This is a genomic window from Vibrio sp. 10N.222.52.C3, assembly GCF_041474195.1.
Taxonomy (GTDB): Bacteria; Pseudomonadota; Gammaproteobacteria; order Enterobacterales; family Vibrionaceae; genus Vibrio; species Vibrio crassostreae_C.
Genome location: NZ_JBFRTQ010000022.1, coordinates 57,745 through 82,708 on the forward strand (window position 1 = coordinate 57,745; position 24,964 = coordinate 82,708).

Genomic DNA, 24,964 nt, shown 5'->3' on the forward strand with positions numbered 1-24,964 from the left:
ATGAAAGACTTTTTAAAACTCATTTGGCGTAACCCGATGGCCCTAACAGGCGTCATCATCCTAAGTATTTTTATTCTTGGCGCGATTGCAGCTCCATTAATCACCAAACATGTACCAGACAAGCGTACAGGTAACCCACACGAATATCCTGGTTTCGTGGTGAAGTCTGCACAAACTAACCCTGATGGCTGGGTTGCTCAAAATCTAGCAGACGACCGTCGTACATTGATCATGTCTAAAAAGGCAGACCACGTACTAGGTACAACTCGTATGGGTCGTGACGTTTGGTCTCAAGTGGTATACGGCGCACGCGTATCTCTTGCTGTAGGTTTTGGTGCGGGTCTAACCGTATGTTTACTCGCAACTGTTATTGGTGTTTCTGCAGGTTACTTCGGTGGCCGTGTCGATGACGTTCTAACAGCCGCAATGAACATCATGCTGGTAATCCCTCAATACCCATTACTGTTCGTAGTAGCAGCCTTTATCGGTGAGGCAGGGCCACTCACCATAACCTTGGTTATCGGCTTTATGTCTTGGGCTTGGGGTGCCCGTGTTGTTCGCTCCCAAACCTTAGCACTGCGTGAAAAAGAGTTTGTAAAAGCCGCTGAAGTTTTGGGTGAATCTTCATTCCGCATCATCTTCGTAGAGATTCTGCCAAACCTTATCTCTATCGTTGGCGCAAGCTTCATCGGTTCGGTGATGTACGCAATCATGATGGAAGCAACCATCTCGTTCCTAGGTCTTGGTGACCCGAACACAATCAGCTGGGGCATCATGCTTTACAACGTTCAAACCTCTTCATCAATGCTGATTGGCGCTTGGTGGGAACTGCTGGCTCCTTGTATCGCACTGACACTACTTGTAACTGGCCTTGCTCTACTTAACTTCGCGGTCGATGAAATTGCTAACCCGCAACTGCGTTCTCACAAAGGCATGAAGCGTTGGAAGAAACTAGCAGCTCAAGACAAAGAAGAACGTGAACCAGAACTACCACCACAAAATGCACTTTGGAGCGGAGATAAATAATCATGTCTGAACCACTAATTTCTATCCGCAACTTATGCGTGGATTACATCACAGAGTCTGGCGATGTTCGTGCGTGTAACAACGTAAGTTTCGACATCGCTCCAGGTGAAGTCTTCGGCCTAGCTGGTGAATCTGGCTGTGGTAAATCAACGGTCGCTTTCTCTCTTATGCGTCTTCATAAGCCGCCCGCTTACATCAGTGGTGGTGAGGTTATCTTCAACGGTGAGAACATCCTTGAATACAGTGATGACCGTATGCAGTCGTTCCGTTGGAGTGAGATGTCGATGGTATTCCAGAGCGCGATGAACGCACTCAACCCAGTACTACCGATGGAAGAGCAGTTCTGTGACGTAATCATGCGTCACACCAACATGACTCGCGAGCAAGCTAAGCAGCGTGCTGAAGGTCTACTTGAAATCGTCGATATTCACCCGAGCCGATTGAGTGACTATCCTCACCAATTCTCTGGCGGCATGCGTCAGCGCTTGGTTATTGCTATCGCGTTAGCACTGAATCCAAAGCTGATCATTATGGATGAGCCGACAACCGCACTTGATGTGGTTGTGCAACGCGAAATCCTACAAAAGATCTATGCACTAAAAGAAGAATTTGGCTTCTCAATTCTGTTCATCACCCATGACTTGTCATTGATGGTCGAGTTCTCTGACCGCATCGGCATCATGTACTCAGGTGAGCTAATCGAAGTGGCTAACTCTCAAGATATTCTAGAAAACCCTTACCACCCTTACACCAAAGGGCTGGGAAATTCTTTCCCTCCACTGACAGGGCCAAAGACAAAGTTAGCAGGTATTCCGGGTAACCCTCTGAACCTGTTAGAGATCCCTGAAGGGTGTCGTTTCCAAGCTCGTTGTGACCGTGTACATGAAACGTGTACCAAGGTGCCAACCAAGCTGCGTTCTATCGACCCGGGACATTTGTCTAACTGCCACCTGTACGGTGACCCAATAGTACAAAGGAAGCTATAGCTTGCGTGAATAACGAACAAGGCGGCTCGACCGCCTAAAAACAAGCAAAGCGAATAAGGATTCTGGAGACAATTATGAGCAAAGATTTCGGTCAATTATTGGTAGAAGGCAAGAATGTCGTAAAAGACTTCCCAATAAGCAGTACCACCATTCAAACCCCAATGATGCGTGCGATTAACGACGTGTCATTCAAGATGTACAAAAGCCGTGGCCTAGCAGTGGTTGGTGAGTCTGGTTCAGGCAAATCAACAACCGCAAAAATGATCGCAAAAATGTACGCACCTTCAGGCGGCACGATCGAATACAAAGGTCGTGATATCCAAGAGATCTCAAGCAGAAAAGATCTTATGCACTACCGTGAAGGCGTGCAGATGGTATGGCAAGACCCGTTTGGTTCATTGAACCCAACACACAATATCTTCCACCACATTGCTCGACCACTGTTGATCCACAAGAAGGTAACCCCGGGCAATAAGAGAGAACTAGAAGAACGTGTTTACGATCTTTTAGAGCAAGTGGGCCTGATCCCACCAAAAGAGACGGCGAAGAAGTACCCTCACCAACTATCTGGCGGCCAACGTCAACGTGTCAACCTAGCCCGCAACATCGCGGTAGGTGCCGAAGTTGTACTAGCCGATGAGCCAACTTCAATGCTTGATGTATCGATTCGTGCCGGTGTTTTGAACCTGATGGAAGAGATGAAGTTCGAGAAGCAAATGTCTCTGCTTTACATCACTCACGATATCGCAACCGCTCGTTACATCGCTGAAGACCTTTCGGTGATGTACGTGGGACACATGGTGGAATGGGGCGATACCGATGACGTGATTGCTAACCCTCAGCACCCATACACCCAATTGCTTGTTTCGGCCGTTCCAGATCCTAAGAAGTCGATCCACGAGCAACTTGCAGGCAACAAAGGTGAGATTCCTCTGTGGACACCAGTATCAGCAGGCTGCCCATTTGCAGGCCGATGTACTCACGCAATGGATAAGTGCAAAGAGCAGCTACCAGGGGTTACGCAGCTCGCTGATAACCACTTTGTGCGCTGTTACCTACACGAAAGCTAAGCAATAAAACCCAAGTTAGGGTCTTCGGACCCTAACTATTTATATCCAAAACATTCAAGTACCTAGCCAATAGAAACTAGGACTGTCGGAGAATATTGATGCTGTTATTGACCAACCATATTGGCTATGAGTCCACAGGCCCGAAGCAAGCTATCCTACAAACTAAGAAAGCTCGCCTATCAAGCACTACGGCTCTACTCGTCTGTGCTGACAACCATATGACTGTCGGAAATTTTGATGTGGTTAAACAAGGCCGCGTAGCAAATTGGCATCAAGGGCAATTCTTCACTATTGATTTCAGTTCAGTCACTGAATCTGGTCGCTACTACCTACGTTTTGACAACCTGCGTTCAGAAGTATTTGAGATTGGTAGCAACCTATTAATGAACCACACGTTTTCTGATGTGCTTCATTACTTTAAGTCACAACGCTGTGGCGGGATTTTCGACAAAAAAGATCGACAAGCACAAATTCTAGGTACCGACCGATACGTCGATGTCCACGGTGGATGGTATGACGCATCAGGTGATGTCAGTAAGTATTTTAGCCACCTGTCTTATGGTAACTACCTAAACCCACAACAAATTCCGATGGTCGTTTGGAACATGCTAAAAAGCGTACGCTTGACTGGCCATAACCCAGACTTCCCGAAATTCTCCATGACTCGTCTAACGGAAGAGGCTCTGTTCGGTGCCGACTTCTTAGTGCGTATGCAAGACGCTGACGGATACTTCTATATGACGGTATTCGACAAATGGAGCAAAGATATCAACCAACGCGATATCTGCGCTTATGCGACTCAAGAAGGTCATAAATCAACGGACTTACAAGCGGGCTACCGACAAGGTGCAGGTGTTGCTATCGCAGCATTAGCTGCAGCTTCTGAGCTTGAAATCTCTGGCAGCTACTCGAGCCACACATACCTTGAAACGGCTGTTAAGGGTTACTGGCATCTAAAAGAGTACAACCTCCAGTATCTAAACGATGGTGAAGAGAACATCATCGATGAGTATTGCGCCCTACTCGCAGCCAATGAGCTGTATCGCGTAACACAAGACCAGCAATACCTATCAGAAGCAAGAACTTGGGCGACTCGTTTAATCTCTCGTCAGCAATCCGATGATTCATTTGAGCACTTCTGGTCGGCAAACTCTGATGGCTCTCGTCCATACTTTCACGCAGCTGAAGCCGGTCTTCCGGTGATTGCACTATGTGAATACATCAACAACGAAACCGATGCTGAACTAAAAGAACAGGCTCGCACAGTTGTTGAACAAGCTTGTCAGTTCGAAATCAACATCACCGACAAAGTCACCAACCCATTTGGCTATCCAAGACAATACGTAAAATCTATCGATGGTGATAAACGTGATGCCTTCTTCGTCGCTCAACAGAACGAAACCGGTTACTGGTGGCAAGGCGAGAACGCACGCCTTGGCTCACTCGCAACCATGGCTTACCTAGTTCAACCGCACATTAAAGATAGCGAGCTTCAAGAGCGCTTAATCCAGCTTTCACAAAATAGCCTTGATTGGATCTTGGGCCTCAACCCATATCACATGTGCATGCTCGATGGTCATGGCCATAACAACCCAGACTACCTACCTCAGCTTGGTTTCTTCAATGCGAAAGGCGGTATCTGTAATGGCATCACGGCTGGTTTTGAAGATGAACAAGACATTGCGTTCAACCCTCCAGCACAAAAAGATGACATGCTTCAAAACTGGCGCTGGGGCGAACAATGGATCCCTCACGGTGCTTGGTTCCTATTAGCCACAGCGGCACAGTTCAGCTTCCTAGCTCAGCGTAAGGAGCAATAATAATGACTCTTTACTACGTAGGTATTGATGGTGGTGGTACTTCTTGTCGTGCTCGTATTCGTGACGACCAAGGCAAATTGATTGGTGAAGCGAAAAGTGGCAGTGCCAACATCCTTTTGGGTGCTGATGTTGCGATGAGCTCAATTATTGATGCCATTACAAAAGCAGCACAACAAGGGCAACTCAACTCAGACCATTTTTCAAATATGCATGTTGGCCTAGCACTGGCTGGCGCTGAGCAAAAATCAGCATGGTTCGACTTCATGGCTCAACCACACCCTTTCGCAAGCATGACACTAAATACCGACGCTTATGGCGCTTGCATTGGTGCTCACAATGGCCAAAACGGCGCAATCATGATCGGTGGTACGGGTTCTTGCGGTATCTTCCTAAAAGACGGTGAGCAATATGTGGTTGGCGGTCGTGAATTTCCGATTTCAGATCAAGGCGGCGGCGCAGTCATGGGCTTACGTTTGATTCAACAAGTCTTGCTTGCAGAAGACGGTATTCGCAACAAAACCCCGCTGACTCTACATGTGATGAATCACTTTAATAATGATGTGGATGCCATTGTCGAATGGTCAAAAGGTGCTATTCCAAAGGATTACGGTCAATTCTCACCAGTTATTTTTCAACTCGCTAATGAAGGTGACGAACTGGCTATCGAGATGCTCAAGCAAACCGCCGCTGATATCGAAATGTTTGTACTAGCACTGCATCACAAAGGTGCGGACAAGGTATGCCTGATGGGAAGTATCGCAGAGCGAATTCTCAACTGGCTATCACCACCAGTACAGCAATGGATCGTTAAACCTCAATTCGACGCTATCGAAGGCGCATTGATGTTTGCCGGGAAACCAAAACACAACTTGTATCAACAGGCTTAGCAGGGAAGTTATATGAATTATCGCATCGACTTAGCTGTTCTTTCTGAACAAAAAAATAACTGCCGATTTGGCCTTACGGTACATAACTTAAGTGACCTCGACGTAACAGATTGGTCTCTGCACTTTGCATTTGATCGATTCATCCTTCCAGAAAGTTTATCGCAAGGTGAACTGACTCAAGTTGGAAGCTTTTGTTCGTTCAAACCAAGTTCGTCAGTGTTAAAGGCGAACAACCATTACTACCTTGAATTCAGCATTCAAAGCGCCCCATTCCGTTTTTATTCTGACGGTCTAAACGATGCCTTTATCCAAACGCATCACCAAGGCGAAACCTCGGTGCTGCCAGTCGCGATATCACCTATTGTTCTGGCGTCACCATACCGTGAACGCAATCAGATACCTGAAGTGAACGCTGCTGAGGTGGCATTAATTCCTCAGCCGAATCAGTTCGAACTTAAGCAAGGTAGCTTCGCGTTAAATAGTAAATGCAAAATTGAGGTTCAATCTCACCTTGCAGAGAAGGCCAGCGCTTGGTTACAACAAGAGTTACTGATTACGTTCGAGCTAGCGATTTCAACAGAACTCTCACCAGAAGCGAGCGGAGACATTCTACTTCGTAGCAACCCAACTTTAGATGAAGCCGAGTACAAGCTAACAATCACAACTCAACAAGTGGTCGTAGAATCAGGCAGTCAATCAGGCTTCACTCATGCAGTAGCTAGCTTAATCCAATTAGTTCAACAACAAAATGCTGAACGCTTCTCTGTGCCATGTTGCAAAATCGCCGACCAACCTCGTTTCAAATACCGCGGCATGATGTTGGACTGTGCACGTCACTTCCACTCGGTGGAGCAAGTGAAACGTTTAATCAACCAGTTGGCGCACTACAAATTCAACGTTTTTCATTGGCACCTAACCGATGATGAAGGTTGGAGAATTGAGATAAAGAGCCTGCCACAGCTAACAGAAATTGGCGCTTGGCGTGGCCCTGATCATGCACTAGAGCCGCAATATACCCACATTGCGGAAAACTACGGCGGCTTCTACACGCAACAACAAATTCGTGAAGTCATTGAATATGCAGAGCAACGCAGCATCACGGTGATCCCAGAGATCGATATCCCGGGACACTGCCGTGCAGCAATCAAATCACTGCCTGATATGTTGGTAGAGCAAGCAGACACTACTCAATACAAGAGCATTCAGCACTACAACGACAATGTGTTAAATCCAGGTTTACCGGGCACTTACCAGTTCTTAGATGCGGTTATTGAAGAAGTCGCAGAGCTATTCCCTAGCGAATTGATTCACATGGGCGCAGACGAAGTACCACCGGGCGTATGGACTAACAGCCCTGCTGCTCAAGCGTTGATGAAAGAACACCAGTACCAAGACAGCAAAGACCTACAAGGTCACCTATTCCGCTATGCCGAAAACAAGCTTAAGCAACTCGGCAAACGCATGGTCGGCTGGGAAGAAGCACAGCACGGCGACAAAGTGAGTAAAGAGACCATCATCTACTCATGGCTCAGTGAGGAAGCGGCTGTCAATTGCGCTCGCCAAGGCTTTGATGTGGTGTTGCAACCTGCACAGTTTACCTATCTCGACATGACCCAAGATTATGCACCGGAAGAACCGGGCGTAGATTGGGCTGCCGTTATCCCATTAGAACAAGCTTATACCTACGAAGCACTTGCTGAGATATCCGACACCGACCCAATTCGTAAGCGGATCCGCGGAATTCAGTGTGCTCTATGGTGTGAGATCGTCACCAACCAAAAGCGTATGGATTACATGGTATTTCCAAGAATTAGCGCTTTAGCTGAAGGATGTTGGACACATAAAAACAACCGAAACTGGCTAGATTACCTGTCTCGCCTAAAGGGTCACTTACCGCTACTCGACAGACTCAATGTTGACTATCGCAACCCTTGGAAAGCTCAATAAAACAAAACCAAAGCAACACTCACATCGAGCGCTTGCTAACTCAAATTAAGGTGCTCAGTCAGATAAGACTCAGCATCACTATTTAAAAATTAGCTGCATAGATGCAGTTTGTTAAAAAGGAAATGACAATGAAATACGGCTATTTCGATAACGACAATCGCGAATACGTCATCACTCGCCCTGATGTACCAGCACCTTGGACCAACTACCTAGGTACTGAAAAGTTTTGTACCGTGATTTCGCACAATGCGGGCGGTTACTCGTTCTACAACTCTCCGGAATACAACCGTGTTACTAAGTTCCGTCCAAACGGCACCTTTGACCGTCCTGGACACTATGTTTACTTGCGTGATGATGAGACGGGTGATTACTGGTCTATCTCTTGGCAACCAGTGGCCAAGAGCCTAGATGAAGCGAACTACGAGGTTCGTCACGGCCTGTCATACTCAAAGTTCAAATGTGAATACAGCGGCATTACCGCAACCAAGACGCTATTCGTACCTAAGGGTGAAGATGCAGAAGTTTGGGACGTTGTATTAAAGAACAACACTGACAAGCCACGTACTATCAGCACTTTCTCGTTTGTTGAGTTCTCTTTCAGCCATATTCAATCAGACAATCAAAACCATCAGATGTCTTTGTACTCTGCGGGCACGTCTTACCAAGAAGGTGTTCTGGAATACGACCTGTACTACAACACTAACGACTTTGAAGGCTTCTACTACCTAGCTTCAACTTTCTCACCAGACAGCTATGATGGCCAACGTGACAACTTCCTTGGTATGTACCGTGATGAAGCAAATCCAATTGCGGTTGAAAACGGTAAGTGTTCTAACAGCGCTCAAACTTGTTACAACCATTGTGGTTCTCTGCACAAGCAATTTACGATTCAACCCGGTGAAGAAGTTCGCTTTGCGTATGTACTCGGTATCGGTAAAGGCAACGGTGAACGCCTACGTGAGAAGTACCAAGACACAGCAAACGTAGACGCCGCTTTCCAAGGCATCAAAGATCACTGGGACGAGCGTTGCAACAAATTCCAAGTTAAGTCGCCAAACGAAGGCTTAGACACAATGATCAACACGTGGACGCTATACCAAGCGGAAACCTGTGTGGTTTGGTCACGCTTTGCATCATTCATCGAAGTTGGCGGTCGTACTGGTCTTGGTTACCGTGATACGGCTCAAGATGCTATTTCAGTACCCCATGCCAACCCACAAATGACCAAGAAACGTATTATCGACCTGCTTCGCGGCCAAGTGAAAGCGGGCTACGGTCTACACTTGTTCGATCCTGACTGGTTCGATCCAGAGAAAGCCGACGTTGAGCCATCAAAATCACCAACAGTTGTTCCAACACCGTCAGATGACGACAAGATCCACGGCATTGAAGATACATGTTCTGATGATCACCTATGGATCGTTCCAACCATCATCAAGTACGTGATGGAAACCGGTGAGCACGACTTCTTCGATGAAGTGATTCCATACGCAGACGGTGGCGAGGCGACAGTTTATGAACACATGAAAGCGGCACTGAACTTCTCTGCTGAATACGTGGGTCAAACGGGTATCTGTAAAGGCCTTCGTGCTGACTGGAATGACTGTTTGAACCTAGGTGGTGGTGAATCTTCAATGGTTTCATTCCTACACTTCTGGGCGCTACAAGAATTCCTAGATCTTGCTAAGTTCCGCAATAACGATGCTGACGTTGCGAAATACACTGAAATGGCTGCTAACGTTCGCGAGGCGTGTGAAACGCACCTTTGGGATGACGAGGGTGGCTGGTACATCCGTGGTCTGACTAAAAATGGCGACAAGATCGGTACCGCTCAACAAGCTGAAGGTCGTGTGCACCTTGAGTCAAACACGCTCGCGGTTTTATCTGGTGCTGTTTCTCAAGAACGTGGCGAGAAAGCGATGGACGCTGTTGATGAGAACCTTTTCTCTGAATACGGCCTACACCTAAACTCTCCTTCATTCGCAACACCAAACGATGATATCGGCTTCGTAACTCGCGTTTACCAAGGTGTAAAAGAGAACGGTGCAATCTTCTCTCACCCTAACCCATGGGCTTGGGTAGCAGAAGCGAAACTAGGTCGTGGTGACCGTGCTATGAAATTCTACGACGCACTGAACCCGTACAACCAAAACGACATGATTGAAACACGTTACGCAGAACCATACTCGTACGTGCAGTTCATCATGGGTAAAGATCACCAAGACCACGGCCGTGCAAACCACCCTTGGTTAACGGGTACGTCGGGTTGGGCTTACTTCGCGGTAACCAACTTCATTCTTGGTGTTCGTACAGGCTTTGAAGGCTTAACGGTTGATCCTTGTATCCCGACTGATTGGCCAGAGTTCGAGGTTACTCGTCAATGGCGTGGCGCAACTTACAACATCACAGTGCAAAACCCGAATGCAGTAAGCAAAGGCGTTGCCTCTATCACTATTAATGGTGAGTCAGTTGAAGGCGTAATCCCAGTACAAGCAGAAGGTAGCGTGAACGATGTTGTCGTTGTTCTAGGCTAGTCACGCAATTTAACGAACAGCTCTTGTCTCAAGTCTTTACAGGCTTGAGACAATGAGACTAAAAGGATTTTCTAATGATTAAATTTGGTACAGGTGGCTGGCGCGCTTTCATTGGTGAGGAGTTCACTAGAGAAAACGTCCGTTTGGTAGCGCAAGCACTCGCTAACATCATCAACAACGAAGATGCAGCCAAGAATGGGTTTGTGATCGGCTATGACCGTCGTTTCCTTTCCGATAAAGCCGCATGTTGGTTTGCAGAAGTACTTGCGGCGAACAACATCAAAGTAAGCTTCATCGATAAGTTTGTTCCAACACCTATCGTGATGTTCCAAGCAAAAGAGATGGGATGCACCTACTCGGCGTGTATTACCGCCTCTCACAACCCAGCCGATTACAATGGCATCAAGGTATTCATTGAAGGTGGCCGTGATGCTGATGAGATCATCACAGAGAAGATCGAACAGCAAATCGCAACACTGACCAACGAAGATATTATTCGTGTCGATTTCGAGCAAGCGTTGAATGACAAAGAGATCGAAATCATCAACCCGATGAACGACTTTGTTGATTCAATCATCAACTTCATCGATATCGATTCGATCAAGAAAGCTAACCTACGTGTACTGATTGACCCAATGTTTGGCGTTGCAAAAAATGCTCTGCAAACCGTGCTGATTAACGGTCGCTGTGATGTCGACGTCATCAACGATGGCAAAAACCCAGATTTTGGTGGCTTAATGCCGTCGCCAAATGCTGCAACGCTGTATCGCTTGAAGCACTTAGTTGCAGCAGAAGGCTATGACATTGGTATTGGTACTGATGGCGATGCTGACCGTTTGGGAATCATCGATGAGAAAGGTCACTTCATTCACCCTAACGAAGTGCTACTCCTACTTTACTACTACTTGCTGGAATACAAAGGCTGGAAGGGCTCTGTCGTTCGTAACATCGCAACCACACACCTACTGGATAAAGTGGCGGCAGATCATGGTGAGAAGAGCTTTGAGGTTCCTGTAGGCTTTAAGCATATCAGCTCACAAATGGAGGCCGATGACTCTCTGATTGGTGGCGAAAGTTCAGGTGGTTTAACCATTCGTGGTCACATCAAAGGTAAGGATGGCGTATTTGCTTCAAGCTTACTGGTTGAGATGATCAGTGTGACAGGCAAGAAGCTGTCTGAATTACTTGATGAGATTTACTCTAAATATGGCTATGCCTACACCGCAGAAGGCGATTATAAGTTTAAACCTTCAGAGAAAGAAGCGCTCTACACTAAGATCTACGTCGAGAAGCAACTGCCTGAATTTGAATACGAAATTGAAAGAGTCAGCTATGAAGATGGTGCCAAGGTGTACTTCAAGAATGGCGGCTGGGTCATTGCTCGCTTCTCAGGAACAGAGCCGTTACTACGAATCTTCGCAGAAATGGAAGATAAAGACACTGCAGAACGTGTTCTTCAAAAAGTGAAAGACTTCCTCTCTCTATAGGCTTATAGAGTGCAGCAGTTTTGTATGGGACTTAACAAATCACTGCCTTGTTAAAGCCTATAAGTGAAGAACTCTTGCCCAGTACTTTGATTAAAGTGCTGGGCTTTTTTATCGCGATTCTTGTAACGATTAGTATCGCGTTATATCTCTTTAAAAAGCCAATACGCCTTTGGTATCGACTTTTACGTTGACCGGCATACCCACTTCAAGTGCTTCTGACGAGGTTGCTAATAACTTCTGACCATGCGCTTCGATTACATAACGACAGTGATCGCCCATAAATTGCTGCTCTAGCACTGAAATAGCGCTATTTTGCTCGTAACTTGCTTGGATATGCTGGGGCCTTAGCAGAAGCTCACACGTATTACCGAACTCAATCTCCGTTTGCGGTTTGGCTTCAACCATACCCAAACTGGTTTCAAATTCATGCTCCGAAATACGCTGTGCATTAAGGTAGCTACCGCCGCCCAAAAAGTCTGCAACGAACTTACTTGAAGGATGGAAATACAACTCAGATGCCGAACCATATTGTTCAATCACACCGTGGTTCATTACTGCCATTTTATCTGCAAATGCGAACGCTTCTTCACGGCTGTGAGTTACGAAGATAGCTGTAACACCCTGCTTCTTAAAGATCTTACGAATCTGAGAAATCAGTTCATGGCGAACCTGAGTATCGATATTTGAGAATGGTTCATCTAACAGCAGTAAATCAGGCTTGTACGCCAAAGAACGAGCAATCGCGACACGCTGCTGTTGACCACCTGAAAGTTGATGTGGGTAGCGGTCACCGAACTCACCTAAGTGAACCAGCTCCAGCATCTCTTGAACTTTGTCTTTCTTTTGCTGCTCAGAAAGGTCTTTCAAGCCAAAGCCGACATTCTGGTTTACCGTCAGATGCGGAAACAGGGCGTAATCTTGGAAAATCATACCAATGTTACGCTGCTCTGGTGGCAACCAATTCTCGCCATCATCAATGGTTTGACAGTTCAAACTCATCACACCGCTACTTAATGGAAGTAAGCCTGCAATCGCCTTCAGTAAGGTCGTTTTACCGCAGCCACTCGCACCAAGAAGACAAACAATTTCACCATGCTCAACTTCTAACGAGAGCGCTTCCAAAATGGTTTGCGACTCATACTTACAAGTCAGATCTTTAATTGATAATGCACAACTCATTAGTTTTTCTGCTCCAAGGAACGGTTTACGATGATCAGAGGAATTAAACCCACCAACACCAATAATACAGCAGGCATCGCCGCCAATTCTAGGTGCTCATCTGAGGCATAGTTATAAACATAAGTCGCCAATGTCTCGAAGTTGAAAGGACGCAGCAGCAATGCCGCATTCAACTCTTTCATTGATTCGATAAACACCAGTAAGCCAGCGATCAATGCGCCACGTTTAATCAAAGGTAAATGAACACGACGTAACATCTGGTTGGTATTGCAGCCCATGGTTTTAGAAGCCATATCCAATGAAGGGGATACTTTGCTCAAGCTGCTTTCAATACTGCCAATTGCCACTGCTGAGAAACGTACGACCATGGCAAAGATTAGCGCGAACATGGAGCCAGAGAAGATCAAACCAGGTCGCCCCCACTCCATCACTTTCGCAATGTCATTGACCGAGTGATCCATGAACAAAACAGGTACCATCACACCAATCGCTAACACGGTGCCTGGGACGGCATAGCCCATCGAAGCGAGGCGCATATAAGCCTGATTCTTCTTACTCGGACTAACGCGTTGGTTAAAGTTAACAATCATCGCGATAATCACGCCAATAATCGCAGCAGCTACCGAAACGTAAAGGCTGTTGATGGCATATTCTCTGAATTCAGGGGTCCAGCTTTGAGCAAAATATTTGTAGGCGTAAATAATGAGCTGGCCAAGAGGCAATAAGAACGCAACGCAAACTAATCCCCAGCACCAGAATAGTGCCAGCCATTTTTTCCAACCAGAAAGGTCGTAACGAAAATCTTCGCGGCTGCTGAACTGATTCTGGAATAGCTTCTGCTTACGGCGACTGTATCGCTCTGAGCTCAACAGTAGGATCACGATAACCAGCATGATTGCCGATATTTTCGCAGCTGCCGTTAAGCTTGAGTAGCCTAGCCAAGTATCATAAACCGCAGTCGTTAAAGTATTTACCGCAAAGTAACTCACGGTACCAAAGTCACCGATGGTCTCCATAGCAACAAGCGATAAACCGACCGCCATTGATGGACGAACAAGTGGTAAGGAGATACGACGGAAGCTTTCCCAAGGCGAGCATTTTAGCAAACGAGCAGATTGTAATAAGGAGACGTTTTGCTCCATAAATGCCGCGCGGCACAGCAAATAAACATAAGGATAGAGAACGAGAGACAGAACAATAATAGCGCCGGATAAGGTTCTAATATCTGGGAACCAATACTCACCGGGTCCCCACCCAGTAAGATCTCGCAGTAGAACCTGAACAGGGCCGGCAAAGTCGAACCAATCGGTAAAGATATAGCCAACAATATAGCCTGGCATTGCTAATGGCAGGACGAGTGCCCACTGCAAAACACGCTCTCCCGGAACACGGCACATTGCCATAACCCAAGCCGACGGAATACCAAAAACTAAAGACAGGAACATGGTTCCTATGACTAAAACCACCGTATTGTAGGCATAGGTAGGCATCACTGTGGACATCAGATGAGAAAATAGCTCATCTGTTTCTCCAACAGCCGTCGTAAAAATCGCTAAGATCGGTAAGACCAGTAATACAGCAATAATGCCGCTACTGGTGTTCCATAAATAATTCTTTTCTTTCATCGCCTAACTACAACGAGGCTTAATGAAACACAAATGCATTTGCAAATACATCTCATATCCTTTTAATGGTGGGGTTATTTATACCCATATACTCTAATGACTTCAAGGTGAGATGCTAATAACTCAAGGGATCAACGGGGTGCTTTGTATCAAAAAGTGATTTTCCAATAACAAACAACCCCAAGTAGCCAAAATGGCGACTTGAGGTTGTCATTTTACTTAGGCCGAAGCCTACCGTAATAAATTATAGATCGAACTTAACTTCGTCTAATAGCTTGATTGCAGCCGCGTGGTGGTTTGCAATTTCGTCTAGAGAAATAGTATCCGCTTTGAACTCGCCCCATGAAGCAACAAGCTCAGAAGGTTTAACGTCTGCTTTCACTGGGTATTCGTAGTTCACTTCTGCGTACATGCTTTGTGCTGTGTCACCAGATAGGAATTCCATCAGCTTAACGGCATTCTCTTCATTTGGAGAGTATTTAGCCATTGCCATACCAGAGATGTTTACGTGAGTACCTGTAGTCTCTTGGTTAGGGAAGTTAATGTAAACAGAGTCAGCCCAAGCTTTTTGCTCTTTATCATTAACCATCTTACCTAGGTAGTAGCTGTTACCAAGAGCAACATCACATAGACCTTCTTTAATCGCTTTAACTTGCGCGCGGTCGTTACCTTGAGGCTTACGTGCTAGGTTTGCTTTTACGCCTTCTAGCCATTCTTTCGTTTCAGCTTCACCTTTGTGAGCAATCATCGAAGATACTAGAGAAACATTGTATGGGTGCTTACCACTACGAGTACAGATTTTGCCTTTAAATTCAGGCTTAGTTAGATCTTCGTAAGTGAACTCTTCACCTAGACGACCAACACGGTCACGTGAAGAATAAACGCTACGTGTACGAGTTGTTAGAGCGAACCACTCGTTATCTGTATCTTGGTATTGAGCTGGGATGTTCTTTTCAAGTACATCGCTCTCTACAGATTGAACTAGACCTTGTTTAGTTAGCTCAGATAGACGGCTGATATCTACAGTTAAGACAACGTCAGCTGGGCTGTATTCACCCTCTTGAGCTAACTTCTCTGCTAAACCTTTTTTAGCAAACTTAACGTTTACTTTAATACCAGTCTCTTTTGTGAACTCTTTGAACATTGGCTCAACAAGGAAAGGTTGACGGTAAGAGTATACGTTTACTTCTTCCGCAGCCATTGCTGTCGGGGCAATTACACCACACGCTAGAGCTGAAAGTGTTAGCAGTTTCTTCATTGTAAAATCCTTTATATCGAAATGATAATGTCTATCAGTTGCGTTATTATATTCATCATTAACATAATTACAATGACGACCAACAAAAAATCCGTCTACTCAGACCATTCAAACTCTCACTTTTGTAACAAACCATTTCAACTTTGTGTCTTGTCGTTCCCCTTAAACAATGAGCCTAACTTCAACGTTCGTGTTTATATATTGTGCAACCGTAAATACAACAAAGCCCCGCAACAAGAGTTGCGGGGCTTTCTTTGTCCAACCTAACCCATTCAGATTAGGCGACGACTGTTGATTATTTTACTGATACAAACTCAGGGTAAGCGCCGACACCACAATCGTGCATGTCCATACCTTCAAGTTCTTCATCTTCCGTTACTCGGATACCGATTGTTGCTTTAAGCACCGCCCATACTGCTAGGCTAGCACCGAATACCCATGCAAAGATGACTGCTGCACCCATTAGCTGAGCACCAAACGTTGCATCAGCGTTGCTTAGTGGCACAGCCATTAGACCGAAGAAACCACATACACCGTGTACAGAGATAGCACCTACTGGATCATCAATCTTAGCTTTGTCTAGAGCGATGATGCTGAATACAACCAATGCACCAGATACCGAACCAATCGCTACAGCAAATAGAGGTGATGGTGATAGAGGGTCTGCAGTGATTGCTACTAGGCCAGCTAACGCGCCGTTAAGAATCATTGTTAGGTCTGCTTTACCCCAAGTTGTTTTACATACTAGTAGTGCTGCAATTGCGCCTGCTGCTGCTGCTGCGTTGGTGTTAAGGAAGATTTGACCTACTGCTGTTGCGTTCTCAAAATCCGAAACCATCAGTTGAGAACCGCCGTTGAAACCGAACCAACCGAACCAAAGGATAAATGTACCTAGCGTTGCAAGTGGCATGTTTGAACCAGGAATCGGGTAGATTTCACCGTTCTTACCGTATTTACCTTTACGAGCACCGAGTAGTAGAACACCAGCTAACGCTGCTGCTGCACCAGCCATGTGTACGATACCTGAACCTGCGAAGTCACTGAAACCCGCTTCTGATAGGAAACCACCGCCCCAAGTCCAATAACCTTCAACAGGGTAAATGAACGCTGTTAGTACTACAGAGAAGATTAGGAATGACCAAAGCTTCATACGCTCAGCAACCGCACCAGATACTACAGACATTGCTGTTGCAACGAATACTACCTGGAAGAAGAAGTCTGATTCTAGAGAGTGATCTGCGCCTTCACCTTGTGTACCAATTAGAGTACCAAATGATGGCAACCAACCGCCTTCACCGTTGTCGACATACATGATGTTGTAACCAACCACTAAGAAAGCTGTACAAGCAATTGCGTACAAACAGATGTTCTTAGTTAAAATTTCTGTGGTGTTCTTTGAACGAACTAGGCCAGCTTCTAACATCGCGAAGCCTGCTGCCATCCACATTACCAACGCACCTGAAATGAGGAAGAAAAAAGTGTCTAGTGCGTAACGTAGTTCCGTTACTGTTGTTGTAAGTTCCATATTAAAGTCTCCAGTCCTTGTAATTCTTTAAAGTGCTTCAGCATCCATTTCACCAGTACGAATTCGTACGGCTTGGCTTAGGTCATACACAAAAATTTTGCCGTCGCCGATTTTTCCGGTGTGTGCCGCTTGGCTAATCGCTTCAACAACTCGGTCAACATTCTCAGCTTGGGTAGCAATCTCTAGCTTCACCTTTGGTAGGAAATCCACTTGGTACTCTGCACCACGATACAATTCAGTGTGTCCCTTCTGACGACCAAAGCCTTTCACTTCAGAAACAGTCATACCTTCAATACCCACATCAGAGAGCGCTTCGCGTACATCGTCTAATTTGAATGGCTTAACAATGGCATTTATTAATTTCATATTCGTTCCTTAAATTCTTACTTAATCCGTTAATTCTCTTATTACAATCCAAGTAGCGTGCCAAAAAGTTAAGTGCTTGATTTTAAATAAGATGAAGATAATAAGGTCGTAATAACGAAAAAGGCCGCACCAACATGGTGCAGCCTTTTCACTATCTTAATGCGCGATGCTCTTATTGCTCCAGTTTTGGGCAACGGAGCCTTCAAAGCTCTGAATGACTAACAAATAGGTCTTAGGACTAGTAACCTAAAAAATCCATCCAGCGTTCGATGAGCAGTTCGAAATCGTCGATTCCACAGCTTGCTTGGCTTTCACAGTTATAGAAGTCGAACTCACTGCCCTCTTCCATCTCTTGCTCATGCGCTAACACGTTTTCTTGAATCGTTACTTCGTCTTCATTAATCGCAAGGCTAATCTCTTTGCCAAGCAACGTCACTTCATTGCTCAAGTCCTGTCGAGATTGCTCAATCAACGCCATCACATGATCTAATTTTTGCTTATCTTTACCGATCTCTTCTTGAAGCCAACGGCCAACAATCTCATGGCCCATGCTGCATTTCACATAGTATTCACCCATTAGAGTGTTTCTAGTAAATTCAAACTCCATAACTCAACCTATACTGCATTAATACTCAAGCGATACTATTTCTGAGTATACCATTGTCTTGTCAGAAACGAGCGTATTGACGAATTTATCGTTACGATCCAACCTACACAGTCAATGAAGAGGAGGGCTCTATGCAGTTGAACGAAATGATTGCCAAACAAATTGTCGAACGAACCATGAAGATCATCCCACACTCGATTAATGTGATGGATAATAAAGGTCGCATTATTGGATCCAGTGATCCTACTCGCTTATACCAAAAACATGAAGGAGCGGTACTTGCCATCAACGAATCACGAGTCGTTAATATTGACGAAGCCACTGCCGAACACCTAAAAGGGGTTAAGCCTGGAGTTAATTTACCGATTCTATTTCAGGATAATGTCATTGGGGCGATTGGGGTTTCTGGGACACTGCAGCAAGTTCATCATTTTGGTGAGCTGGTGAAGATGACCGCTGAGCTTATTGTTGAACAAGCTGTACTTATGTCTCAAGTAGAATGGAATAAGAGGCATCGTGAAGAATTGGTATTGCAATTAATCCGAGGTAGCACGCTTAATGACATGCAACTGCAATCCATCGCACAGCGTCTGGATCTCGACCTTGCACAACCGCGGATTGCCGCCATCGTCAAGGTGTTACCGATAGGAGACACTGCGCCTTCATTGGAAAACTTACAGCAATTAGTACATTTACTTGAATATCCCGAGCGCGATAATTTAGTCGGTATCTTGTCTGTTTCACAAAACGAAGTGGTGGTACTCAAGCCTATAACCCTGATAGGGAACAGCTGGTCCAAGGATGCAGAAGCCAAGCGCGTGAAATTGCTACTCAAAAGAATAAAGAAAGAAGCTAAGTTTCAAATCAAGATTGCGCTTGGGGATTACTTTACCGGACTTTCTGGTTTAGCACGCTCATATGATACCGCTGAGCTCACTATGCGCAGTGTCGGTAACCGCCCCGGAGACATGTTTTTCTATCAAGACTATCGACTGCCGGCCATTATGAGTAGCCTGTTACAAGATCCATGGATTCGTGAGCAACTGGAGCAGTCTTACCTACATCTTCAACAACAGGACAGTAAAGGGATACTGATCAAAACTTTGAAGACATATTTAAAGCAGAACTGTGATTCAGCTCTCACCTGTAACGAACTACATATCCATCGCAATACGCTACGCTATCGAACAGACAAGATAAACCAAATAACATCATTAAATATCAACAATATAGACGATCTATTTCAACTCTACATTGCAATAAATCTATTCCACTGGTCGAGCTAAAAAATGTGCAACTGCACAATTTAAAAGGACCGATTTGAGCACTTATTTGTAGAGAATGACAAAGACTTACCAACCCTATATCTTTATATTTGCCGAAAATGACACATCGTTATCTGGGAAATAGAACATGATTGAAGTTTCAACTCTTGGCGCACTTTCAGCATTGATTGTTGCTATCGCGCTCATCCTTAAAAAAGTGCCACCCACCTACGGCATGATCATCGGTGCTTTGGTTGGCGGCGTGGTTGGCGGCGTTTCTCTCACCGAAACCGTTGAGTTAATGATAGGTGGTGCCCAAGGGATCGTCACTTCAGTGATGCGAATTCTCGCCGCTGGTGTGTTGGCCGGCGTACTAATTGAATCAGGGGCGGCTACCTCGATTGCAGAATCCATCATCAAAAAAGTAGGCGAAACTCGCGCCTTACTTGCTCTTGCCATTGCGACCATGATTTTAACCGCTGTTGGCGTTTTCGTTGATGTGGCCGTTATCACGGTTTCTCCTATTGCACTGGCTATTGCTCGCCGCGCAGACCTTTCTAAAACCGCGATCCTTTTGGCGATGGTGGGCGGTGGTAAAGCAGGTAATGTCATGTCGCCTAACCCAAATGCCATTGCGGCGGCTGATGCGTTCAATGTTCCGTTAACCTCTGTGATGGCTGCAGGCGTGATTCCGGGTCTATTTGGGCTGCTTTTCGCCTACTTCTTGGCAAAGCGCCTCGTCAATAAAGGTTCAAAAGTAGCGGAAAGTGAAGTGGTCAAAGCGGATCAAAGTTCACTGCCAAGCTTTTCTTCTTCAATCGTTGCACCGTTAGTGGCTATTGCCCTACTCGCGCTGCGACCACTCGCTGATATCAATGTTGATCCTCTAATTGCATTACCCTTGGGTGGATTGCTGGGTGCACTGGCTATGGGTCGCTTCAAACAAGCCAATAGCTTTGCGGTTTCAGGCTTGTCTCGTATGGCACCGGTTGCTGTAATGCTACTGGGCACAGGAACCATTGCAGGCATCATTGCTAACTCAGGACTAAAAGCTGATCTGATTGAAGTGCTGACGATGTCTGGGCTGCCTTCTTACTTACTTGCTCCGTTTTCTGGCGCACTGATGGCACTATCAACCGCATCGACAACTGCCGGAACAGTAGTGGCATCGAATGTATTTGCCAGCACCATTCTTGAGCTAGGTGTTCCAGCTCTCGCAGGCGCAGCAATGATCCACTCTGGTGCGACAGTACTTGACCATATGCCACATGGTAGCTTCTTCCATGCCACGGGTGGTGCGGTACATATGAGTATTCATGAACGTCTAAAACTCATCCCTTATGAGTCAGCGGTCGGTCTTGTTATCGCCTTCGTCTCAGTAATGATCTTCGGTGTATTTGGTCTGTTTGTTTAAGTTTAAAGGTATCAAAATGAAAATTGTAATTGCTCCTGACTCATATAAAGAAAGCCTATCAGCAATGGGCGTTGCTCAAGCGATTGAAGATGGCTTTAAACAGCTAATACCAAACGCCGAATACGTAAAATTACCAATGGCTGATGGTGGTGAAGGCACAGTACAATCTCTGGTGGATGCGACCAATGGCTCTATCATCCAACATCCAGTGATTGGTCCATTAGGTGAAATTGTCGAAGGCTTCTACGGTATGTTCGGTGACGGTAAAACTGCCATTATTGAAATGGCGGCCGCTTCCGGCCTAGATTTAGTCTCTCCAGAACAACGTAATCCACTAAAAACCACTACCTATGGTACGGGTGAGTTGATCAAAGCCGTATTAGATAAAGGTGTTGAGCATATTATTATTGGCATTGGTGGTAGTGCGACCAATGATGGTGGCTTAGGAATGGCTCAAGCGCTAGGCATTCGTATGCTAGATGCAGAGGGTCACGAGCTGGTGTTTGGTGGTGGTGAACTGTCAAAACTGACAACCATTGATCTCACCAACCTCGACCCACGCCTACAAAACGTACGCTTAGAGGTCGCTTGTGATGTCGATAATCCATTATGCGGACCAAAAGGGGCATCACAGGTATTCGGTCCGCAAAAAGGCGCAACACCAGAAATGGTTGAGCTGTTAGATGCTAACCTTGCTCATTATGCCAGTATCATGAAAAACCAGTTAGGCGTCGATGTCATTGATCTCCCTGGTGCTGGCGCGGCAGGCGGTCTAGGCGCGGCACTTGTTGGCCTGTTAAATGCGGAGCTTCGCCCTGGTATTAACATCGTAATGGACGCCGTCAATTTAGATGAAATAGTCTCAGATGCTGATCTTGTGATTACAGGAGAGGGGCGCATTGATAGCCAAACCATTCATGGCAAAACACCGATTGGTGTCGCTCGCACAGCCAAAAAACATAAACTGCCTGTCATCGGTATTGCCGGCTGTCTAGCCAGTGATTGTGGTGTGGTTCATGAGCATGGTATCGACGCGGTATTTGCGGTAGTGAACCGTTCAGTAGACTTGCCGACAGCTTTGGCTGAAGCGGCTGAAAATATTGAACTTACTGCTCGCAATGTTGCAGCAATGTATACGATTAAGCACTAATCGAGCTCTCTGTAAGCTAAAAGCAATTTTCGCTGTATGCTAAAAGCAATTAAGGCCGCTATTCACAGCGGCCTTAATTATATTTACAACAAAATCAGACGTTACGCAGGCTCTTGGAAGATAACCGTGTCTGCTTTTTCCGTGTACTGACCCATTTTATGGAAGTTCAGGTAACGGTATGTATCAGCAGCCGTTGCATTAATCTTCTCAGCGTACTCTAAGTACTCTTCTTTCGTTGGGATGCGACCTAGAATCGCGCCAACAGCAGAAAGCTCAGCAGAAGCCAGATAAACGTTCGCGCCATTACCTAAGCGGTTCGGGAAGTTACGCGTTGACGTCGACATAACCGTCGAAGCATCAGCAACACGAGCTTGGTTACCCATACATAGTGAACAGCCAGGAGTTTCGATACGTACCCCAGCACGACCGAAGATGCCGTAGTAGCCTTCTTCTGTCAGTTGGTCTTTATCCATCTTCGTTGGCGGAGCAACCCATAGGCGAGTGTTTAGAGAACCATTGAACTCTTCAAGCATCTTACCAGCGGCACGGAAGTGGCCGATGTTGGTCATACAAGAACCGATGAACACTTCTTGAATCTCTGTGCCTTGAACGTCAGATAGAAGACGAGCATCATCTGGATCGTTTGGTGCACATAGGATTGGTTGATCGATATCAGCAAGGTCAATCTCGATAACGTGCGCGTATTCCGCATCTGAATCAGCAGACAGCAACTCAGGGTTAGCTAGCCACTCTTCCATTGCTGTAATACGACGCTCAATCGTACGAACATCACCGTAACCTTCAGCGATCATCCACTTCAGCATCACGATGTTCGAGTTCAAGTACTCAGAGATAGACTCTTCAGAAAGCTTAACGGTACAACCTGCAGCAGAACGCTCAGCAGATGCATCAGAAAGCTCAAATGCTTGCTCAACAGATAAGTGCTCAACACCTTCAATTTCTAGTACACGACCAGAGAATTCGTTGATCTTACCGGCTTTCTCTACCGTTAGTAGGCCTTGCTTGATGCCGTAAAGAGGAATGGCATGTACTAGGTCACGTAGCGTGATACCCGGTTGCATTTCACCTTTAAAGCGAACCAAGATAGATTCAGGCATATCAAGAGGCATAACGCCTGTTGCTGCAGCAAATGCTACCAAGCCAGAACCCGCAGGGAATGAAATACCTAGAGGGAAACGAGTATGCGAGTCACCACCTGTACCTACAGTATCAGGAAGAAGCATACGGTTTAGCCATGAGTGGATAACGCCATCACCCGGACGAAGTGAAACACCCGCACGATTCATGATGAAATCAGGTAGCGTATGGTGAGTGTTTACATCGACTGGTTTAGGGTATGCCGATGTGTGACAGAAAGACTGCATTACAAGGTCTGCAGAGAAGCCAAGACACGCCAGATCTTTAAGCTCATCACGAGTCATAGGACCGGTCGTATCTTGAGAACCGACTGTCGTCATTTTAGGTTCACAGTACTGACCAGCACGAACACCTTCAACGCCACATGCTTTACCAACCATCTTCTGAGCTAGCGTGTAGCCTTTATCAGATGCAGATGGATCGATTGGTTTAGCAAACAGATCCGTTTCAGCTAGACCTAGAGCGTCACGAGCACGACCCGTTAGACCACGACCGATGATCAGTGGAATACGGCCACCAGCACGCACTTCATCAAGAAGTACTTTGCTTAGCTCAAAGTTTGAAATCACAGAACCGTTCTTGTGAACAACACCTTCGTACGGGTAGATATCAATGATATCGCCCATGTTCATGTCTTGTACGTTCAGTTCAATGGGTAGTGCGCCTGAATCTTCCATTGTGTTGTAGAAGATTGGTGCAATTTTACCACCAAGACAAACACCGCCAGTACGCTTGTTTGGTACGAATGGGATATCTTCACCCATGAACCAAAGTACTGAGTTTGTTGCCGATTTACGTGAAGAACCTGTACCAACAACATCACCAACGTAAGCCAGTGGAATGCCATCTTTTTGCATTTCTTCAATTTGTTTGATTGGACCAACGCTACCCTGTTCATCAGGAGTAATGCCATCACGTTCCATCTTCAGCATCGCTTTCGCGTGTACTGGGATGTCAGGACGTGACCATGCATCAGGCGCTGGAGATAGGTCATCGGTGTTCGTTTCACCAGTGACTTTAAATACTTTTACTGTGATTTTTTCTGCTACTTTATCTTTCGCTGTAAACCATTCAGCATCAGCCCAAGATTGAAGTACTTGTTGTGCAGCAGCATTGCCAGCTTTCGCTTTCTCTTCTACGTCATAGAACGCATCGAACATCAGTAGAGTATGAGATAGCGCTTTAACAGCGATTGGAGCAAGCTCAGCATCGTCTAGTAGAGATACTAGAGATTCGATGTTGTAACCGCCTTGCATGGTACCAAGCAGTTCTGCAGCTTTTGCTTTGCTTACTAGTGGCGAAGCTACTTCACCTTTAGTGATAGCCGTAAGGAAGCCAGCTTTTACGTAAGCAGCTTCATCTACACCCGGTGGAATGCGATTTTCTAGTAGGTCAAGAATGATTTCTTCTTCACCTTGAGGTGGATTCTTCAGAAGTTCAACTAGGCCAGCTACCTGCTCAGCATCTAGTGGTTTTGGAACAACTCCTTCGGCAGCACGTTCTTCGACGTGTTTACGGTAGGCTTCAAGCACGACTTTTTTCCTCTCATTGCGGTTCACTTCTTCCCTTCATAATTGTTAGTAAAATAAAGAAGTGAACATCCTTGGAAACTTGGCTCTCCATTGCCATTTTTGTCATTCAATTTGTATTGATGAGCGGC

The 24,964-nt window shown here is 45.8% G+C and carries 18 protein-coding genes; 11 read left to right on the top strand and 7 right to left on the bottom strand.

The genetic code is table 11. From position 1 onward, the window contains the following. The 8 genes from AB4517_RS03365 to AB4517_RS03400 all read left to right on the top strand — a co-directional run bounded on the left by AB4517_RS03365 (nt 1) and on the right by AB4517_RS03400 (nt 11,757). Nucleotides 1-1,026 carry an ABC transporter permease gene (locus tag AB4517_RS03365; protein WP_017056648.1) on the top strand — a complete coding sequence of 342 codons (1,026 nt, stop codon included), beginning with the start codon at nt 1-3 and terminating at the stop codon, nt 1,024-1,026. A 2-nt stretch (nt 1,027-1,028) separates the two neighbouring features. Then, nucleotides 1,029-2,012 (top strand): ABC transporter ATP-binding protein, encoded by a 984-nt coding sequence (locus AB4517_RS03370; protein ID WP_372117108.1) that lies wholly within the window; start codon nt 1,029-1,031, stop codon nt 2,010-2,012. Nucleotides 2,013-2,086: 74 nt separating this feature from the next. Then, entirely contained in the window at nt 2,087-3,082 is a 996-nt protein-coding gene (locus AB4517_RS03375; RefSeq protein WP_017063264.1) for an ABC transporter ATP-binding protein, read from the top strand. Between the two features lie 98 nt (nt 3,083-3,180). Beyond that, a complete protein-coding gene (locus AB4517_RS03380; protein ID WP_171732448.1) occupies nt 3,181-4,902 on the top strand; it encodes a glycoside hydrolase family 9 protein in 1,722 nt (573 codons plus the stop codon). Nucleotides 4,903-4,904: 2 nt separating this feature from the next. Next, complete coding sequence (locus AB4517_RS03385) at nt 4,905-5,789, top strand: BadF/BadG/BcrA/BcrD ATPase family protein (RefSeq protein WP_372147893.1); 885 nt, start codon at nt 4,905-4,907, stop codon at nt 5,787-5,789. 12 nt (nt 5,790-5,801) lie between these two features. Then, entirely contained in the window at nt 5,802-7,736 is a 1,935-nt protein-coding gene (locus tag AB4517_RS03390) for a beta-N-acetylhexosaminidase (protein WP_372050858.1), read from the top strand. 128 nt (nt 7,737-7,864) lie between these two features. After that, the gene (locus AB4517_RS03395; RefSeq protein ID WP_372147894.1) at nt 7,865-10,270 is read left to right on the top strand and encodes a GH36-type glycosyl hydrolase domain-containing protein; all 2,406 of its coding nucleotides are present in this window, start codon (nt 7,865-7,867) and stop codon (nt 10,268-10,270) included. A gap of 74 nt (nt 10,271-10,344) precedes the next feature. Beyond that, nucleotides 10,345-11,757 (top strand): phosphoglucomutase/phosphomannomutase family protein, encoded by a 1,413-nt coding sequence (locus AB4517_RS03400; protein WP_372083289.1) that lies wholly within the window; start codon nt 10,345-10,347, stop codon nt 11,755-11,757. 150 nt (nt 11,758-11,907) lie between these two features. Here the strand turns inward: AB4517_RS03400 and AB4517_RS03405 are convergent, their stop codons facing one another. From AB4517_RS03405 to AB4517_RS03430, 6 genes are all read right to left on the bottom strand, one after another. Beyond that, the gene (locus AB4517_RS03405; protein ID WP_372147895.1) at nt 11,908-12,936 is read right to left on the bottom strand and encodes an ABC transporter ATP-binding protein; all 1,029 of its coding nucleotides are present in this window, start codon (nt 12,934-12,936) and stop codon (nt 11,908-11,910) included. After that, nucleotides 12,936-14,561 (bottom strand): ABC transporter permease, encoded by a 1,626-nt coding sequence (locus AB4517_RS03410; RefSeq protein ID WP_372147896.1) that lies wholly within the window; start codon nt 14,559-14,561, stop codon nt 12,936-12,938. Before AB4517_RS03410 ends, AB4517_RS03405 begins: the two co-directional genes overlap by 1 nt. A gap of 244 nt (nt 14,562-14,805) precedes the next feature. Then, a complete protein-coding gene (locus AB4517_RS03415; protein ID WP_017059419.1) occupies nt 14,806-15,819 on the bottom strand; it encodes a Fe(3+) ABC transporter substrate-binding protein in 1,014 nt (337 codons plus the stop codon). 295 nt (nt 15,820-16,114) lie between these two features. Further along, nucleotides 16,115-17,344 (bottom strand): ammonium transporter, encoded by a 1,230-nt coding sequence (locus AB4517_RS03420; protein WP_017059420.1) that lies wholly within the window; start codon nt 17,342-17,344, stop codon nt 16,115-16,117. A gap of 27 nt (nt 17,345-17,371) precedes the next feature. Beyond that, on the bottom strand, nt 17,372-17,710 hold the full coding sequence (glnK, locus tag AB4517_RS03425; protein ID WP_004738200.1) for a P-II family nitrogen regulator: 339 nt from the start codon (nt 17,708-17,710) through the stop codon (nt 17,372-17,374). Between the two features lie 238 nt (nt 17,711-17,948). Continuing rightward, nucleotides 17,949-18,317 (bottom strand): YacL family protein, encoded by a 369-nt coding sequence (locus AB4517_RS03430; RefSeq protein WP_019824378.1) that lies wholly within the window; start codon nt 18,315-18,317, stop codon nt 17,949-17,951. Between the two features lie 131 nt (nt 18,318-18,448). On the opposite strand from AB4517_RS03430, the gene AB4517_RS03435 reads away from it, so the two are divergent. From AB4517_RS03435 to AB4517_RS03445, 3 genes are all read left to right on the top strand, one after another. After that, nucleotides 18,449-19,603, top strand: coding sequence for a sugar diacid recognition domain-containing protein (locus AB4517_RS03435; RefSeq protein ID WP_102319892.1), 1,155 nt, complete (start codon nt 18,449-18,451; stop codon nt 19,601-19,603). A 127-nt stretch (nt 19,604-19,730) separates the two neighbouring features. Next, nucleotides 19,731-20,996, top strand: coding sequence for a GntP family permease (locus AB4517_RS03440; protein ID WP_017059423.1), 1,266 nt, complete (start codon nt 19,731-19,733; stop codon nt 20,994-20,996). A 16-nt stretch (nt 20,997-21,012) separates the two neighbouring features. After that, the gene (locus AB4517_RS03445; RefSeq protein WP_017059424.1) at nt 21,013-22,146 is read left to right on the top strand and encodes a glycerate kinase; all 1,134 of its coding nucleotides are present in this window, start codon (nt 21,013-21,015) and stop codon (nt 22,144-22,146) included. A 101-nt stretch (nt 22,147-22,247) separates the two neighbouring features. Here the strand turns inward: AB4517_RS03445 and acnB are convergent, their stop codons facing one another. After that, entirely contained in the window at nt 22,248-24,836 is a 2,589-nt protein-coding gene (acnB, locus tag AB4517_RS03450) for a bifunctional aconitate hydratase 2/2-methylisocitrate dehydratase (RefSeq protein WP_017059425.1), read from the bottom strand. Between the last annotated feature and the right edge of the window lie 128 nt (nt 24,837-24,964).